Consider the following 17,848-nt stretch of genomic DNA (forward strand, 5'->3'; position numbering starts at 1 on the left):
CTCTGCTCGCTGATTTTTCTTTTCGATAGCGATTCACTGGCAACCCACCTCTACATAGGCCAAATCCCAATGCGCAATGATTTCCGAAGCTTGGATATCGTGCGTGTTCTGCGAGACCACACCACTGTCTGCCCGTGATTCGCATTTGCGGATCTTTTGATGAGTCCTTCGCGAAGGAGTCGAGAATGGAAGAACCTGCAAAAGGTCGGCTGAAAAGACCTCGATTGCTCCTGCTGTCCGCCTTCCTGCTTGGAACGGCTTCATTTCTCACTGGCCAGAACGCTGGCACTTCCCAAAATGTCGCGGGAAGTAACGTCCCAGCAACTCCCTACAAAGCGAACTACGTCGGCTCAGACACTTGCAAAGGGTGCCATGAGGACCAGTTCAAGAACATCGAAGGCAGCCCACACTATCGAACCAACTTGCCCAAGATTCGCGGCGAGGAAGTACATGGTTGCGAATCGTGTCACGGACCGGGATCGGCACACGTCGAAGGAGGCGGAGACAAAACTAAAATCTTCCGGTTCAAGGATGCTCGCGCCGAAGACATCAGCCGTCGCTGCTTGAGCTGCCACGAGTCCAGTCCACAACAACGCGACTTCTTGCGCTCGACCCACAATGAGAGTGGCGTCAGTTGCATATCGTGTCATTCTGTACACCACTCGAAGATGGAATCTCTGCTGGTGCAGAGCCAAACGCCACTGTGCTACTCCTGCCACATGGAGCAGCGCGCTGACTTCCAGAAGCCCTTCCATCATCGGGTCGAGGAAGGGTTGATGTCGTGCTCCGATTGCCATAATCCTCACGGCACGGTGCGCACGCGCCAACTACGCTCCACACCCGACCAGGACACTATCTGCTTCAAATGCCACGCGGACAAGCGAGGTCCATTCGTATTCGAGCATGAACCGGTGAAAGTGGAAGGTTGCACGTCATGCCACTTCCCGCATGGGTCCACGAATCCGCGCATGCTTACCAGCGCACGCACGAACTCGTTGTGCCTGCAGTGCCATGCGGCGACATCCGCCATTGGACACAGCCAGAACACTCGACTTCAGCAGTGCATCGACTGCCACTCAAGTATCCACGGCTCGAACGTGAGCGATGTCTTCTTCAAGTAAAGGAGCAGGAGAGAAGAGATGACCAATTCAGTAAATAAGCTCTCGTCGCGACTTCTCCTCACAGGAAGAGGGCCGCTACGAACTCGCAACCACGGCAAAGGCTGGTTGATGGCCGTTTCAGCCCTCGTGCTGATGGTTCCCTACTTTGCGGCAGCACAGGATGCGGATCAGGGAAACGATCAGGCTGGAACCGGACGCGTGTGGCGCCGCTACACAGTGCAGCAATCTGTCGAATTCGGGGGCCGCATTGCGGACGTGAACGGGAACCATGAGATGTACGACACGTTCGTCGATCTGCATAGCGGCCCCCGGTTACTTGGGCAGGAATTGACGATTCGGCCCATGACACGCGGGACCGGCGGCTTTTTCGATAGCCTTTACGTAAGCAGCTTTGGTTTCGGCGGTGATCCGAACGATGTGGGACGCGTGCGGATTGAGAAGAGTAAGTGGTACAACTTCGTCGGTCTCTATCGCCGGGATCGGAACTACTTCAACGACAATTACTTCGCCAATCCTCAGACCTTAAACCCTGGGATCACGAACTGCTCGACCGTAACAGCCGGTAGGGTGAATCCGTGTGCTGCGGCGTTTTCGCCACAGAGCAACTACTTCTACACGAACAGCCCGCATTTGCAGGTTACGACGCGCAACATGGGCGATTTCAACCTGCAACTGTTTCCGCAATCGGCGTTCCGCGTGCGCCTTGGCTTCGCCCGGGCGGATGACAAGGGCACAGTAGACTCAACCCTCGAAGACGTAAACATCGATCTGTATCAAAAGCAGAAGTGGCGCTCGGATCGCTGGAGCGTCGGGGTGGATGTGCGCGTATTGCCACGTACCACAATAAGTTTTGATCAGTTCTTTGAGCACGACAGGGTGGATACCGGATACATCAACAACCCGGTGAATGCTTTCACCCTTGGCGCGGGCGGGAGACCAGTGTTCATCCCGGTTTACTATCCGCCGTGCGCAGTCACAGTGGGAGGACTTCCGCAACCATACATCACGGCTCCGGGAGTACTGAATTCACGCTGTAACACCGGCGTGTTCTCGTACCTGCGGAATCACAACGTTCGCACGTTCCTTCCCACGTCGCAGTTGTCGTTCCAATCAAACTACTTCCACAAGCTCGATATAACCGCCAGTGGAACCTACAGTTCGGGCAATTCGAAGCTGTTGAACTACAACGAGCTTTTCTACGGGCTGGTCGCTCGCACCAATAACACGGCGTTCCAGATCGTTGGTCCTGCAAACACAAACCGGGTTTCGGCAAATGCGGATCTAGGGGTGACATATCACCTCACCCGTAGCGTGAGCGTGTCAGACAAGTTCCGCTGGGTCAATTGGCGGCAACCCGGATTCTTTGATCCTACAAATACCAACTGCTTCTCGAACTTGGCAGCGGGTGCGAACTTGTCCACGCCTACGGGAGCGCCTTGCGGTGTTCCGGGGGTTACGACAAGCGGATTTGCTCCTGCCGGTCTGATCGCGAGTACGGCAGCAGTATTCAACACGTTGCTGGGCGAGCGCTCGTACTTCAACACTGCGCTGCTGAACTTCAATCCGAACCGCCTGTTCGGAGCCTATGTCGGATACCGCTTCGGGCGCCGCGAATTGAGCTCGGCGTTCATCTCGAGCGGGACGAATGTTCCGACGATTGCAGGCGGCGGGCTTGGCGCAGCAACAGCTGCAGCTCCGGTGGACATTCCTGTCAGTTCTGAGCCTTTGAATCTGCACGCAGCACTTCTAGGCGTCGTGCTTCGTCCAACGGATGCCTGGCATATCAATGTGGACGCAGAGCTACTGAGTGCAGACAATGCATACACTCAAATTGCTCCGCGGCATGAACAGCGCGCTAGGGCGAACACGAGCTACAAGTTGAATCGTTGGTCCAGCATCAATGGCGCCGTTCACATCATTGAGACACGCAACGACTGGGCCGTGAACTTCGATGGACCGGGAAAGAATCTATTCCCTGCGGCTTATACCCCGGCCTACGGTACGCAAAGCCACTACCGCTACTACACGTTTGGCGCAAGTCTCCAACCAACCCAGCGAATCGGCGTGGACGTAGGCTGGACCTATATGGATCAGAAGTTCACAATCCCGGCCTGCATGGTTTTGTCATCGCCCACAATTGTTGCCGGAGGCGCACCGGCTGTTTGTCCGGTGACGACCAACCAGCCCACCGAGCCGGCACAGTTCAACATTACCCCGAACCAATTCACGGTTCCGGTGAACCAACTCTATCAAGAGAGCACGCACACAGCATTCGCAGCTCTCAACATTCGCCCTGTGCATCGGGTCAATCTTCACGTGGCCTACGATCTGACAACCACAAACGGCAATGATCATTGGCTACGCGGCGACAACGGTGCTCCGCTGCAAGTGCTCGGGGATATCTTCGGCAACTCGCCAGGAATTCCGGGCAATCCAGGCACGGTTGTTACGGGAGCGACCACGAGCGTGGGAACAATTCCATTCCTCGGGCCATTCCCCAACCAACCGCCGGGATCGCAGGTGTTCAACTGGCACGTGCTGAATGCGGGCATCGGCGTTGAACTGGCCAGGGGTGTGATGTTCAAAGGTTATTACGGGTACTACGACTATAACGAGAAGGAAGGAAACATCTCACCCAACCAGATTGTGACGCTACCACGCAATTTCCGAGCGAACGTCGGTACGTTGTCACTGCGGTATGCGTTCTAAACAAACTTGCGCGCAAAAAGAAACGCCCCGATATACCGGGGCGTTTTTAGTGCGTCGATGGAGGAAGTTACTGACGCTTGTAAACGCGAACGTAGTCGACGAGCATCTTCTGCGGGAACTGCGTGGTTGAGTCCGGGCTCCCCGGCCAGTTGCCGCCGACAGCCAGGTTCAGGATGATGAACATCGGCTGGTTGTCGAACACCCATGACGAACTTGTTGTGAAGTCAGTGTTGTGAATCGTCTTGTAATTGTTGTCGTCAATGTAGAAGCGCACAACCTGGGGCTCCCACTCGACGGCATAGACGTGATAATCGTCGCTCAGATTGCCGCTCGGAAGTGCGTACGATCCACCCGCCTGTGTAGATCCCGAGCCGAGAGGTCCATGCAGCGTTCCGTACACCGTCGCAGGCGTGCTGCCGATATTCTCCATGATGTCGGTTTCGCCACAGGTCGGCCAACCGGCGGTTGTAATGTTATTTCCCAACATCCAGAATGCAGGCCAAATGCCCTGTCCGGCAGGCAGCTTGATCTTCGCCTCGAAACGGCCGTATTGCTGCGAGAACAAACCTTGGGTCTTCAATCGTGCCGAGGTGTAGTTCTTGCTGACACCGTCAGTTCCGGTATAGGTTTCCTGCTTTGCGGTGATAACGAGATTACCGCCGGTGACCACGACATTTTCAGGACGATTGGTATAAGTCTCGAGTTCGTTATTCCCCCAGCCGCCGCTCCCCCATCCTAGGTCGTAGGTCCACTTGGCGGAATCCGGTGCGGAGCCGTCAGTGCCGTTGAATTCATCACTCCAGGCCAGGGTCCAAGTGCCGTTCCAGTTGTAAGTGCTAGTGCCAGAGGTGCCGCTGCCTGAACTGCCGTTATTTTGGTTGCTGCTGGATGTGCTTCCGCCGCTTCCTCCGCAGGAACAGAGGAGCAGAAGAGTGCCCAGCACCGTAACGACAACCGCGATTCGCATAAGACGACGTAAAAGACCGTTTGTGCTCACGTGAAACTCCTTACTGCTGTCGGCACTCATGCCGCTGATCTAGTTCACTGAATCCATTGAGAAGAAGACGTCTAACTGCTGAACAAGCCCTTCACGCTGGAAAATGCTGCTGCTGGTAGCTGCATCTAACGCGTCGCCAGCGAAGGCGCGTTTGCTTCCATCCGTGCGCGTCACGACAATCTGCCGCGGGCCGCCGCAATGGGCGACCACCGGCACCTGGCAAAGTGTGAACGCCAGACATCCGGGCGCGAGTTCAATGCTCTGCGGCGTGCCATTCACATTCCAGAACTGGAAATTTGCGGGCTCCGCGAGGAATTCGTCGCTCGTGATCAGATTTCCACGGAAATGAATCCGTCCGGAGGAGACTTCGACACCCATTTCTCCAAGGCGCGCGATGAAGTCTTCCTTCACCTGTCCGGTCATGCCCGGCTGCTGAGCACCAGCGAATCCCGGCGTGTGCGAATACGGATCCGTGGGAAATGCACCGTAGTTCGAAGGCGCTTTATGCGTTCCGAGTCCGTCGCGCACGCTGTTGTATTGCGCGCGCAACTGGCTAAGCAGCGATTCTGGAGCGCCCTCTTGCACGGCTTCAGCGAGTACTTCACGGACAGCAAGCAGAAGCTTCGAAACCATGTGCCAGTAAATGCACCCGATGCCTTCGTACTTGTAGAAAGACCCGGAACGGCCGGTGAAGAAGCGATGCTGAAACACTTCTTCGTACAGGTCGCAGATCTTATTAGCTTCCTGCTTTGCAAGAACGGCCAAGTCCGGGTCGGCAATCTTGTTCAGCGCCTCGCGCAGCAACGATGCATTGTGGAGAGACGCGTTGAAGTGGACTCCGCCATCGAGATCGCGAACAACCACTCGTTGATCGCCGCGCTCGATCATTGCAGACAACAAGGCTGAGCGCGAAACAGAATCGGAAGCCAGGTTGTTCTTGTCGAGGAATGACGACAGCATCTTGTACGGATACAGGATATAGCTGTTCTGATCTTCGCGATATAGCGGGCTCTCACGCAATGCATCAAGGAGCTGTGCAGCCTGACGTGGATTCAAAGCTCCCGAACTGAGCACAGCAACCTGACCCTCAAGCATGAGCGGAAGCTGTTGCACGTGCAGTTGATCGCCATCGATCTTTATCAAGTTATACGCATGGTACAAACCATCAGCTCGGCGGTTCGCACTAATCGACGCTTCGATGTGCTGGAGTGCGATATCGAAGAATCGTGTTAGTTGCGCTACCTCGACTGAGCTTTGTCCGTTCGAGAATCCGTTCGCATAAATCTGTTGACGATAGAGAGATGCGGCTTCGCCAAGCTCGTCAAGAATCGCCTTGCGTTCCTTGTCGGAGATGGACGCCTCGGATGGCACGTGACGCTCAAGCACATCCTGGATCGCAGCAAACAATTCCGCGACTTCGGCGGCCACAGAGACCTTAGGCGTGCCGCTCGCAGTAAATAGGTCGCGCGCGAAGACGATGAACCGGCGCAGATAGTAGAGCGTAACCATCGACGCTCCGTTGCCTACAAGCGCATTGTTGGCATCGTTCCACTCCGGGCGCTGCGTATTCATCCAGATCCCAGCGTCCGGAACAAAGTTCGAGAGCTTGGATAACAGGAGAATCAGAAGTTTCTCGGCGAGATTCGCCTTAACGATGTTTCCATCGGCAGACGCTAACGCCTTGCCGTCAGCTCCGAGGCTTGCCGCAAGATCCATAGTTCGGCGGTGGGCATCGAAGTCGAAGACGATCGTGCGCTGCGGATCCTTCACCAGATCGGCGTAAGGCAGAATGCGATACGGAACGTTGGCATAGGAGAACACTTCACGCGACAACAGTTCCGTAAGTCGCGTCGGTTCGTAGCGCTGTGCCTGCTCAAGCAGGCGGAGAAGATAGATGACCTGGTGATCTCCCCAGTATCCGATGAAGGACCACGCATCGTGCGGGTCGAGCACTTCCCAGTCATAGCCATCTCGCGTAATGCGATACGGGTTATATCCGTCGGGCGTTGAGGAATCCAGGAACTTGAAGATCATGCTGACGGCAAAACCCGGATACGAATGGCTGAGCGCTTCCCAGTTCTGGAAAATATCGCGCCAGTTCCCCTGGTAGTCGAGGATCTTGCGACCCTGTTCATCCTTCACGCGGATGTTGAAGATGTTCCACGGACGGCTTGGATCGCCGTGACGTCGGCTGAAGGTAAGGGGAAGATATTCGTAAGTGATGCGCTCAAGATCAGCATCGTTCTGTTCGCGAACTCGGGTAAGCAACTCCGCATGTAACAGCTTTTCAGGGAGTGCCGCCAGGAACGATTGGTGATCGGCGGCAACGCGACGGTTGATTTCCGCCACGAACTTCGCGAAGTCGGCTCCGGTAATGCTGTATCCCTCGTCCGGAATGCCACCACGCATTATGTTGAACAATGTGCTGGCGAAATGATGCCAAGTGCTTGCTTCGTCACCGGTCTGCTGCAAGCCGTCGGCAGCGGCGACAAGACGCACGAGGCTTTCGGTTCCGAGTTTTACGTCCTCGTCGACTTTTGCCGCGAGATCGGCCTCACTCTCGAGGAGATGAAGGATGCGGCGTACACCAGCAGCATCCTGATTGATGTCGGCTACAATCTTCCATTCTCGCGTAGCGTGTGGTACCAGTTCGAGCGAGGAGTGAACGAAGTACGCACCCCGCTGCCCATGGACATCAATCTCTTCACTGATGTCACAACCAGAGCGGAATCCATCCAGTTGCGCAGCACTGATTAAGTGCACAGGAGATTCCAGCCCGACTGCCCAGGCAACGTTTGCGCGCAGCGACTCGCTCGGCTCCGGACGATCCACGGGCACCGAGGTCAACTGGAACATGGCGAGACCTGTTTCAGGTTCGAGTTCCGTTCGCTTATAACCGTCAACCAGCGTGCTGTATTCCAACTGGAACCGCCGAGTGACTCCAGCAGGCATAAGGTTCTGCACGCCATCGAGGATCTGAATGCTTTGCGGCGAGGACTTCAGATTTGTTAGCCGAGAGTTCCGTACAAAACCGAAACGATCGCTGATTGCCCATTCGTAGGAGAAGCACAATCCAAGCTGATCGTGAATCTCCTCGAAGATGATCTTGTTGCCGTAAACGCTTTTATAGAGATTGCGCGTAACGGCTGAAGACGTGTCCGCAGCCTGATTTCGGATGCTGAATGGCTCCCATACGACGGGCTCGGACTTATAACAAACGCGGAACACGGTCTTACTGCCAGTGTTTTCGTTACCATCATGAATCCGATCGTCCGTGTAGTACGGGAAAAGCGTGTTATCAGGATCCTTGCGACCAGCAGTGAGGCCGCCGTTGCTGGAGATAAACAGATAGTGATCCGAATGGCTGACGATGCTCATGAAAAACGGCGGCATGGCATCGTAGTTGGCGATCCGGTAGAAACGCTCACCACGCACATCGACGAATGCGCCTTCGGCTTGCTTGAGCGCAGGGCTAAGTACCGCAGCTCCGGTTGATTCAGAGGCGCTCATTGTCCCACCTTCGCTTTCGGCTGCTCATCATAGGAGGGCGAAGTGGGCCCAGTCGGCTTCAGATCCGGATAGAGCTCGAGAATTGCAGGCTTTGCTTTACGACTTTCTGAGAACAATCCCCAGTGTCCTTCGGTGCCTTCGCCTTTCCACGGCTCGTCAAAGGCTTCGAAGATGAATGCGGTTACGTTGTTCTTCTTTGCCCAGTCGGTAATCTGGTCGAAGTAAATCTTCTGCTTGCTCTCATCGCCTGCGCGAGGAGCGTGCTGCGGCCCTTGCGTATAGGTCGGCCAGCCGATTTCGCCGAGGACAATAGTCTTATCTGGGTGAGTCTGGTGAACCTTGACGTAATTGGCCACCGTGCCGGAAACTCCGGTGTCGATGTCCTGCTTGCCCCACACCGGATAAGTGTGCAGAGCGATGAAATCGACATGATCCACGAGCGCTGCGTTGGGCTGAATCCAGTAGAGGAAGTCGTCGTCCACAGTGATGGGCGACTTCACGGCTTTGCGCACGCGTTCGACCGCTTCGATCATCTGCGCTTCCGTCATCTTGTGGTCGGACCACGAAACCAGGGCTTCGTTGCCTACGCTGACGGCTGCGATGAGTTCGGGGTACTTATTCGCTAAGTAGATGCCACCCGCGATCTGTCGCTCATTTTCAAGATCATGCCCGGGAGCTCCGGAGAGCCAGATTCCCAACATGACCTTGAGCGGAATGTGATGCTCACGGATGACATTCAAAATGTCAGCAGTGTGCTGATCAGAGCCATACACGCGGATCAGATTCCAGTGGCGGGAGAGGATGGTGAGATCCTCAAGCACCTGCTGCTGCGTGGGGAACGAGTTCTTGTCCGGATGCTGACCAGTGCGATATCCGGAATAACAAATGGCCGCACCGTTCCATTGCTGGCGGGTGAGATTCACTTTCGGTGCGGCCGTGGAGGCAATCTGAGCAAAACTGAACTGAGCTGCGACGAATAGGAATACCAGTACGATGCATGCTCGAAAGATCTTCTTCATTCTGATCTCCGTCTTCCTGAGCTAAATGTTTCTTATGCCTGAAGTGCCTTGCGCTGCTTTAGATCACTTTCGATTTTCACCATCATGGTGTCATCGAGTTCATAGAACAAAACCGCAGCGGCGGAAAGGAATCCGACAACGGCGGGGAAGAAACTCATCATGTAGCGAATGCCAACCTGCACACTATGAGTCTGCTCGACATTGGCGTGGAATCCGACCATGCCAATCAACCACAGGAACAGGGAGCTTCCCACAGCCCACCCCAGTTTCTGGGAGAACGACGCAGCGGAAAAGACCAAGCCCGTAGCGCGGCGGCCATTCTTCCACTCGGAGTAATCAGCAGTGTCTGCATAGAAAGCCCAGAGCAGCGGCGAGGTCGGAGCAAATAGTGTGGAGATGGCTATGTGCGTGATGAAAATGAGCGGCACGTTGCTGAGCGGCACGAAATAGAAGAGAACAGTCAGCGTGCTCGCCAGGCTCATGAGAATCATGTACGCGCGGCGCTTGCCACCAAGCAACTCAGACAAGGGGCGAGCCATGGACGCACCGAAGATCACACCCGCAGTGCCACAAGCCATGAACCATGAAGCGAGAGAGCCGGCGTCAAGACTTGCCTTTAGATGGAATCCGAACAGGTTGTAGTTCACATGGTAGAGCTCGCCGGGTCGCACGACGCAGTACTTGAAGTAGTAGAGGATCGCTCCCATGCGGATCGAGATGTAGAAGACCGCAAAGACTCCGATAAAGGAAACCATCACCCATGGGAGGTTATGGAACAGATCGCGAAGATCTTTAGTCAATGCAGTCTTTTGCTGCTGTTCGGGCTGTACGCGTTCGCGTGTGGAGATGAATGTATAGAGGAAAAGAAAGATGGCTAGAATGCCGTATACCACCATCGCCCACTGGAATCCCTTTTGGTCGTTGCCTTTGCCGAAGTACTTGACCATAGGAATCGTGAGGCCCTGAACCATGAAGAGTCCGATGTAAGCGAGTACGAAGCGATAGCTGGAAACGCTGGTGCGCTCAAGCGAATTCGGAGAAATCACGCCCATCAACGCGCCGTAAGGGATGTTGATGAAGGTGTAGGCCAGCATGATGAGGCCATAGGTGACGTAGGCGTAAATGAGCTTTCCGGTCGGGCCAAAGTTGGGGGTCGTAAACATGACCACGCCCATGATGGCCATTGGCAAGCATCCCCAAAGGAGATATGGGCGGTAGTGTCCCCAACGAGTCTGGGTGCGGTCGGCGACGATGCCCATCACGGGATCGATGAATGTATCGGGAATCCGTACAACAAGAAACATTGTTGCCGCAGCGGCGGCAGTGATACCGAAAACGTCTGTATAAAAGAACGCCAGGAAATTGAGGAACATCTGCCAGTAGAAATTCGAGGCAGTATCACCCAGTCCGTACCCGACTTTTTCACCGAATGAGAGCTTGTCGCTATTGGAAATCGTCATACTCATACCTTCGTCCGCTTCACCGCCGAACGTTATAGGTTGCGGTCGCTTCTGAAAGCGAAACCATACTGCGAGGCTGATGCACGTGTGGCGATAAACTCTGGGCAGCCTTGCGACTGCCCAGAGGGAGGGGTGAGTTGCAGCTTAGAACGTGATGCGTGCGCCAATCTGGCCCACGCGTGGTCCAAAGTTGCTGTACTTCTGGATGACTCCAAAAGTATTCTGGGCCTGTTTCGTGGGGTCCGAGGTCTTGTTGTTAAGGTTCGTATCCGGACCGGCGAGCTGGCTGCGGTTAAAAACGTTGAAGAATTCGGCTTTAAAGGTGAACTTGTAGCGGCCTTCGTTTCCGAACGACAGCGACTTATCCAGACCGAAATCTTCAGTTGCGGTACCGAAGTTCCGCAGGTTTGCGAGGTAGTTCTGCCCGTTACCTAATGCTGCAGGACCAAGCTTGTCACCATCACCAGGGTTGGAGAAGCATGCCTGATTAAGATACATCGAGCCCAAGCTCTTCTTGCCTGTTGTCAGCTTGCAGCCAGGAGCGATGTTGACGTAAACCGAGTTGAAACCCGGGAAGTTGTTGGTCGAGTGCAAATACATCGGAGTTCCGGTGTTGTAGTGGAAATTGCCGTTCAGTTTCCAGCCATTGACGATATTGTTCAGAACTGGGCCGGCGTTTCCAAGGAACATTTTGCCGCGACCGAACGGCAGTTCGTAGCTGACGAAACCCTTCACAATGTGGGTCATGTCAAACGACGAAATCTGATTGCGTTCGTGCTTCAGATCGTAAATGTTCTGAATGGAACCAGTACCCCAGAGTTCCTGGAAGCTCGTGTCCACATCTCCGTGCGTTGCCGAATAAACGTAGCTACCCTGCATCGTGAGGCCATGCGAAGCGCGCTTCGTCAAGCTGATCTGGAGAGCCTTGTAATCAGAGTTGCCTTGAGGGTTGCCCACGTAGAAGAGCGGCCCCCAAGAGGCTGCTACCGCAGGGAACTTTGCAAGGGCCATCCATGCGTTACCAGCAAATCCAGCATACGGGTAGGGCACACCAGCTGCTGCAGCCTCACCGGGGTTGGAAACCCAGTTCCACTGAGTTTTGCGATTCAAAAGCGCAAGATAAGCGTTGATATCTGTGGGCTGATTGCCGTTCAGAACGCCGCTCTGGAGGTGATAGCTCTGGCTCTGGATGTAGCTAACATCAGCCTTGAAATCACGGGTGATTTCACGCTGCACGCCAACGGTGAACTGCTGAGTATTTCCAGGAGTAAGGGCCTTGGGATCAATTGTGACCATTCCCCACTTGGTGAAGCTCGGGTCCTTACCGATCGCGACCGGCGTGCCAGTATATCCGCCATCCCAGTTGAATGCTGCTGCACGCTGACCAGTCGTTCTAATCTGATCGTCGTACCCGTAGCCAGGATTGAAGCTGTAGGGAATTGCGCCCCAGGTGTTCATGTTCAGAGGAACATAGAAGACTGAGAACGATCCACGAAGAACCGTCTTGTCATCCAGTTTGTATGACGCACCAACGTGTGGTGCGAAGTTCAACCAAGCCTGCTTCTTCTCAAACGACTGGCTACCATTGTCAAGGAAGCTGAGAGCACCCTTGACACCCGTCTTGGGGTTGGTAAGGGTCGGGTCAAACATCGACCAGTGGCCATTCAGCTCTTTGTAGGGGTTGTTGTAATCCCAGCGGAGATCAAGGTTTACGGTGAGGCGAGAGTTAACCTTGAAGTCGTCCGAAGCATACAGGGAAAGAGCCTTGCGGCGACCATAAATATTGATGGGGCGATTTACTGAACCGCTGTTCGCTTGACCGAGCAGGAAGCTGGCGAAAGGGTGTCCAACGTTGGTGGAGTATGACGTATTGGGAGCGCCCGTCTGAGCTGGGTCGAAGGTCACCTGGAGCGTATTCGCATCCGGGTGGCTATTGAACTGCATTGCACGGAATTCGCCACCGAACTTCATGGTATGACGTCCATACACCCAAGAGACATCGTCGTTCACGATGAAAGTATTGGCAGCATAGAAGTCATTAAAGGTGCTTCCGATAGAAGTCGGATTCCAAGACGTATAGCTGGCGCCATTGAAATTCACCTTCGGGAAGTTACCGGAGCCGCCTTCCTTCAACAGGCCAAGAGCGCTATCCCACTTGCCACCCTGTGCAGCATCAATGCTGGGGTTGTAGAAGCGGTTCATGGTGAAGCGCAGCGAGTTCAACACATTCGGTGTGATCGTGTAGGAATCGTTCAAACGAATCGCAGGCGACTTGGTGTCGTGCTGGTAAGCATTGGCCAGCGGGCCGCCCTTGGCTGCATTCAATGACCAGATACCGCCCTGGTCAGCAAGCAGACGAGGATAGTAGTTGTAAATGAAGGAGCCGTTGACGTGGTGGTTGGTGGAAATGTTGTAGTCAACCTTGGTGCTGAACTGGTTCTGGTGATTCCAAGGAATATTTGCGGCCGGCATCGCGTTGTTCTGCGGAAGGTCGTTTTGTGGTGCGTAGTACTGCTTGTAGATGTTGACGATCTTCTGCGATACGGCGCTGATGGGATCAGTAATGATGTTGTTCGCGTAGGCGCAGCCATCTTTCGGCCGGAGGATCGCGCCTTTGTAAATTGTCCCGCCGCAGGAGTCCGTTCCTACTGTGGTGGATTTGTCCAGTAGAGCGCTAAAGTCGCCATTCAGGAAGGCTGCGGTCGGAACCGAGGAGCCTGGCTGTCCGGGACCGAAGCTGTGGAACATGTAACGCTCGTAAGCGGTAAAGAAGAACAGCTTGTCCTTGACAATCGGACCACCGACGCTGCCGCCCCAATCATTCAGGGCGCTGGCTGAGCGCTGGTAGAATTTCGCATTCGCCGGGTCAGTTTTGAGGGCCAGCTTGTTGCTTGCTGAGTTTGCGTTGAAAGAGTGGCTCTGGAGATATCCGACCAAGCTGCCGTGGAAGGCGTTGGTGCCGGACTTCATTTCATAGCGGAACACGCCGCCACCGCTGCGACCTTCATCAGCGCGGATACCTGCGGTTTCAACCTGAAATTCCTGGACGCTCTCCATGGAGGGCTGGGATTCGCTGATGTAGCCGCCAAGCTGTGCGACGGCCGAAGTGCCGTCAATCATGACTTCCTTGCTCTTGGCAAGAGAACCGTTGATGTGGGAATCGTAGTCGCTGCCTTCGACGCCGGGAACATAGGCGAACATGAAGGAGGAGAGATTGCGTCCGCCGCTTACGGACAGAGGAAGATCATTTACGGATTGATTGTTCAGGTTGGTTGTCAGGGCTGCCGTTTCGGTCTGAACCATCGAAACTTCACTGGTGACTTCGACCGTCTCGGCCTGGGCACCTACCTGCAGGGTTACATCGACATTCGCAACTTGCGAGATACCGAGGGTCAATCCCTTGCGCTCGTAACTCTTGAATCCCTGTTTGCTGAACGAAACAGTGTAGCTTCCCACCGGCAGATTGCGCAGTGAGTAGAAGCCACTTTCGTTGCTCTTTACGCTCTGAATGTCGTTGGTTCCGGTGTTTTTCACCGTGACGTTAACACCAGCGACCATCGCTCCTGTCGAGTCTGTGATCAGACCCGTGATTGTAGCTCGATCAGACTGTGCAAAGAGAGCGCAGCTGAAGAGCATGCTCATCAGGAAAGCTGTAAAGCTAATTAGCCTTCGCTTGATCATTCGTGTTCCTCCTCAAACAATTGCAAGTACTTCCAATGGCCTACTTTGCAGAGCTCCTCCAGACGAACAGCGAAAACCGAGGCTGGCTGAGCGCCGTCGCGCAAACCCCATAATTCACGAGAAAAACCCTGTAACCACAGTTCTTAACCGTTTTAGTAGGCCGGGTGGAATTTGAACCCAGAGTAGATGGGTTTGTCAACGATTATCTGAACCGATTTAGTTTTTACGTGCTACTCTTATCCGCGTAGTGAAACAGAGTTCACAACACGACAAACCCAAGGTCACTCTCAAGTTCCTGGCAGAGCACTTGGGGCTGTCCCGCACCACGATCTCTTTCGTGCTGAGCAACTCGCCCATGGCGCGAACAATCGCGCCACGGACGCGCGAACGTATCTTGAAAGCAGCACAGGAGTTCGGTTATCGGCCTAACTTCCTGGCGAGGTCGCTGAGCCAGGGAAGAAGCTACCTCATAGGCGTGTTGTCGCCGGACCTAGCGGAAGGCTACGACGCCAGTTTGTTGGCCGGAATCGAGCAGTACCTACTCCAGAGCGAGTACCACTTTTTCATCGCCAGCCACCAGTGGTCCGAGTCGAGAATTCATCGCACGGCGGAGCTTTTTCAGGAACGCGGTGTGGAAGGAATCATCCTGGTCAATAGCGACTCGTTCCCTGAGACGAATTTGCCGGTGGTGCGGATTGGCAGGCATGACCCGCCGCTGAAGGGAACCTCGCTGCTGGTGAATAACTACGAGGGCATCCGGCTAGCGTTCGAACACCTGGTATCGCTAGGACATCGCAAGATTGCCTTCATCAAAGGACATGAAGGCAGTGCGGACACCGCAGATCGCTGGGAAGCGGTGCAGACTGTGGCTCGACAGCTTTCCATCCCGATCAATCCATCGCTGGTCGTGCAATTGAAGCGTGGTGGTGCAAGGCCGATGGTGGAAGAGGGTATCGCGTGCGCCGAGCAATTATTGCCTCATCGAGATGAGTTCACGGCAATGATGGCGTTCAATGATATTTCGGCCATTGGTGCGATCAATCGCTTGCGTGACGCAGGACTCAGCGTTCCAGAAGATATTTCGGTGGTAGGGTTCGATGACGTAATCGAAGCTTCGATCACGTACCCGCCTCTGACAACTGTGCAACAACCTCTTAGAACCATGGGCGAAACCGCGGCTCGAGAGATCATTTCGGCGATTACGAATGGGCTGCAAGACCAGCAACTTGTCTTTACGCCAAAGCTCATCGTGCGCAACTCCGTCGCCCCTGTAAGGCAGACGAGACATCTGGCGACGACTCATTCGAGTTAAGCACCTCTTATGGCCCCATTCGAAAAGCGGATTACCTGCGGAATTTGTTGACCCGTGCAATTAGTCCCTATAGGCTAGGCGCTACCGATATTTCGCATTAACTACTGGATCTGACGGGGTTTTTCAGCCCCGCCCACCTGAATAAACAACAGCATAGAAATCATCCTCGTTAATCGAGGCTACTTGTCACATTTGGACTAAGTACCAGCACAGCTATACGGAAAGCGGCTTCAGACCAGGCACACATGTAAGGAAGGAGATAGCAATGAGCGAACAACCTACATCCACATCCAGCCAGACCACACTCCTCACTGGTGCGGAGATCGTATGGGCCACCCTAGAGGGCGAGGGCGTTCGCGAAGTATTTGGCTATCCGGGCGGTGCGATCCTTCCTGTATATGACGCGCTGCGAAAGTACCCTATTCGGCACGTCCTTGTGCGTCATGAGCAGGGCGCGGCGCATATGGCCGATGGTTATGCGCGCGCTTCGGGCAAAGTGGGTGTGGCGATTGCCACCTCCGGGCCCGGCGCCACAAACCTTGTGACGGGCATCGCTACGGCAATGATGGATTCGGTGCCATTGGTCTGCATCACGGGCCAGATTTCCAGCAAATTGCTGGGTACGGACGCCTTCCAGGAAGTCGACATTACCGGCATCACACTGCCGATCACGAAGCACAATTACGTCGTGACTCGACCGCAGGACATTGCTCCCGTACTGCGCGAGGCATTCATGATTGCCAAGTCAGGGCGACCAGGGCCGGTGCTGGTGGACATCACCAAGGACGCGCAGCAGGGCTCTGCCGATTTCGACTTCGCCGCTGCTGCGCCTACGCCGCATCGTCCCCATCCCATGCTCTCGGCTGAGCACGAGGCCCTTAGCGAAGCACTCAAGCTGATTCTCGGTGCGAAGCGTCCGATCATCCTCGCTGGTCACGGCATTCTGGACTCGAACGCAATGGATCAGGTGCGCACGCTGGCGGAGCGTTTGCAAATCCCAGTTGCATCTACCCTCCTTGGACTTGGGGCGTTTCCGGCATCACACGACCTCTCGCTGGGCATGATGGGCATGCACGGCGAGGCTTGGGTCAACCAGGCAATTCAGCAATCGGATCTGTTGATCGCCTGCGGCATGCGTTTCGACGACCGCGTCACGGGAGTGCTTGCGAGCTACGCGCCGAATGCTAAGAAGATTCACATTGAGATCGATCCAGCAGAAATCAACAAGAACGTTAAAGTGGACATCGCGCTGATAGGGGATCTTCGCGAAATCCTTGAGACGCTACTGCCGCACATTGCGCCAAAGCAGAACCCGACATGGATTCGAGCGGTAAACGCATTGAAAGGCGATGCCGCCGTCCGCGACATCAAGAACCTCCCCGACCTCGGCCATCTCTACGCGGCCCACGTGATCCACGATCTGTGGCGCGCAACCGACGGCAAGGCGATCGTGGTGACCGACGTGGGTCAACACCAGATGTGGGAAGCGCAGTACTACAAGCACGATTCGCCGAGGACCCTGATCACTTCGGGCGGGCTTGGGACAATGGGTTTTGCGTTACCAGCAGCAATTGGCGCCAAGATCGCCTGCCCCGAGAAAGAAGTTTGGGTGATCGCCGGTGACGGTGGTTTCCAGATGACCTCGGCCGAATTGTGCACCGTGGTTCAGGAGCGGCTCGACATCAACATTGCCGTGATCAACAATGGCTTCCTTGGAATGGTGCGGCAGTGGCAGGAATTCATTTATGAGCGCAACTACGCGTGCTCTCCCATCCTCTCGCCCGACTTCGTGAAGCTCGGCGAGGCACACGGGATTCCGGGAATATCGGTCAACAAGCGCGAGGATGTGCTTCCGGCGGTGACTGCCGCTCGCAAATCAGGCGGCCCGTTCCTGATCAACTTCATGGTCGAGAAAGAGGATGCCGTTTACCCGATGATCGCACCTGGTTCCGCACTGGACGAGATGATTCGCCGTCCAGCGGGAAGACGCGATCCATTGGTAGAGACTTCGGAAGAGCCATAGGATTGCGTTTCGGACG

At 55.0% G+C, this 17,848-nt stretch carries 9 protein-coding genes; 4 read left to right on the forward strand and 5 right to left on the reverse strand.

The genetic code is table 11. The features are described from left to right. Window positions 1–185: 185 nt before the first annotated feature. Both AC6IZD_RS17680 and AC6IZD_RS17685 read left to right on the forward strand, forming a co-directional pair. A complete protein-coding gene (locus tag AC6IZD_RS17680) occupies window positions 186–1,121 on the forward strand; it encodes a DmsE family decaheme c-type cytochrome (protein ID WP_497784872.1) in 936 nt (311 codons plus the stop codon). 18 nt (window positions 1,122–1,139) lie between these two features. Then, on the forward strand, window positions 1,140–3,830 hold the full coding sequence (locus AC6IZD_RS17685; protein WP_497784874.1) for a hypothetical protein: 2,691 nt from the start codon (window positions 1,140–1,142) through the stop codon (window positions 3,828–3,830). A 67-nt stretch (window positions 3,831–3,897) separates the two neighbouring features. Here the strand turns inward: AC6IZD_RS17685 and AC6IZD_RS17690 are convergent, their stop codons facing one another. The 5 genes from AC6IZD_RS17690 to AC6IZD_RS17710 all read right to left on the reverse strand — a co-directional run bounded on the left by AC6IZD_RS17690 (window position 3,898) and on the right by AC6IZD_RS17710 (window position 14,497). Further along, a complete protein-coding gene (locus AC6IZD_RS17690) occupies window positions 3,898–4,827 on the reverse strand; it encodes a glycoside hydrolase family 16 protein (RefSeq protein ID WP_497784875.1) in 930 nt (309 codons plus the stop codon). A 39-nt stretch (window positions 4,828–4,866) separates the two neighbouring features. Beyond that, the gene (locus AC6IZD_RS17695; RefSeq protein ID WP_497784877.1) at window positions 4,867–8,337 is read right to left on the reverse strand and encodes a 1,3-beta-D-glucan phosphorylase, GH149 family; all 3,471 of its coding nucleotides are present in this window, start codon (window positions 8,335–8,337) and stop codon (window positions 4,867–4,869) included. After that, on the reverse strand, window positions 8,334–9,356 hold the full coding sequence (locus AC6IZD_RS17700; RefSeq protein WP_497784879.1) for a glycosyl hydrolase family 17 protein: 1,023 nt from the start codon (window positions 9,354–9,356) through the stop codon (window positions 8,334–8,336). The genes AC6IZD_RS17695 and AC6IZD_RS17700 overlap by 4 nt, the downstream gene beginning before the upstream one ends. A gap of 32 nt (window positions 9,357–9,388) precedes the next feature. Next, a complete protein-coding gene (locus tag AC6IZD_RS17705) occupies window positions 9,389–10,816 on the reverse strand; it encodes an MFS transporter (RefSeq protein ID WP_497784881.1) in 1,428 nt (475 codons plus the stop codon). 144 nt (window positions 10,817–10,960) lie between these two features. Further along, window positions 10,961–14,497 (reverse strand): carboxypeptidase-like regulatory domain-containing protein, encoded by a 3,537-nt coding sequence (locus AC6IZD_RS17710; RefSeq protein WP_497784883.1) that lies wholly within the window; start codon window positions 14,495–14,497, stop codon window positions 10,961–10,963. Window positions 14,498–14,744: 247 nt separating this feature from the next. Between AC6IZD_RS17710 and AC6IZD_RS17715 the strand changes: the two genes are divergently transcribed. Beyond that, complete coding sequence (locus AC6IZD_RS17715) at window positions 14,745–15,809, forward strand: LacI family DNA-binding transcriptional regulator (RefSeq protein WP_497784885.1); 1,065 nt, start codon at window positions 14,745–14,747, stop codon at window positions 15,807–15,809. A gap of 265 nt (window positions 15,810–16,074) precedes the next feature. Beyond that, window positions 16,075–17,832 (forward strand): biosynthetic-type acetolactate synthase large subunit, encoded by a 1,758-nt coding sequence (gene ilvB, locus AC6IZD_RS17720; protein WP_497784887.1) that lies wholly within the window; start codon window positions 16,075–16,077, stop codon window positions 17,830–17,832. The last annotated feature ends 16 nt before the right edge of the window (window positions 17,833–17,848 follow it).

This window comes from Koromonas humicola (assembly GCF_059726255.1).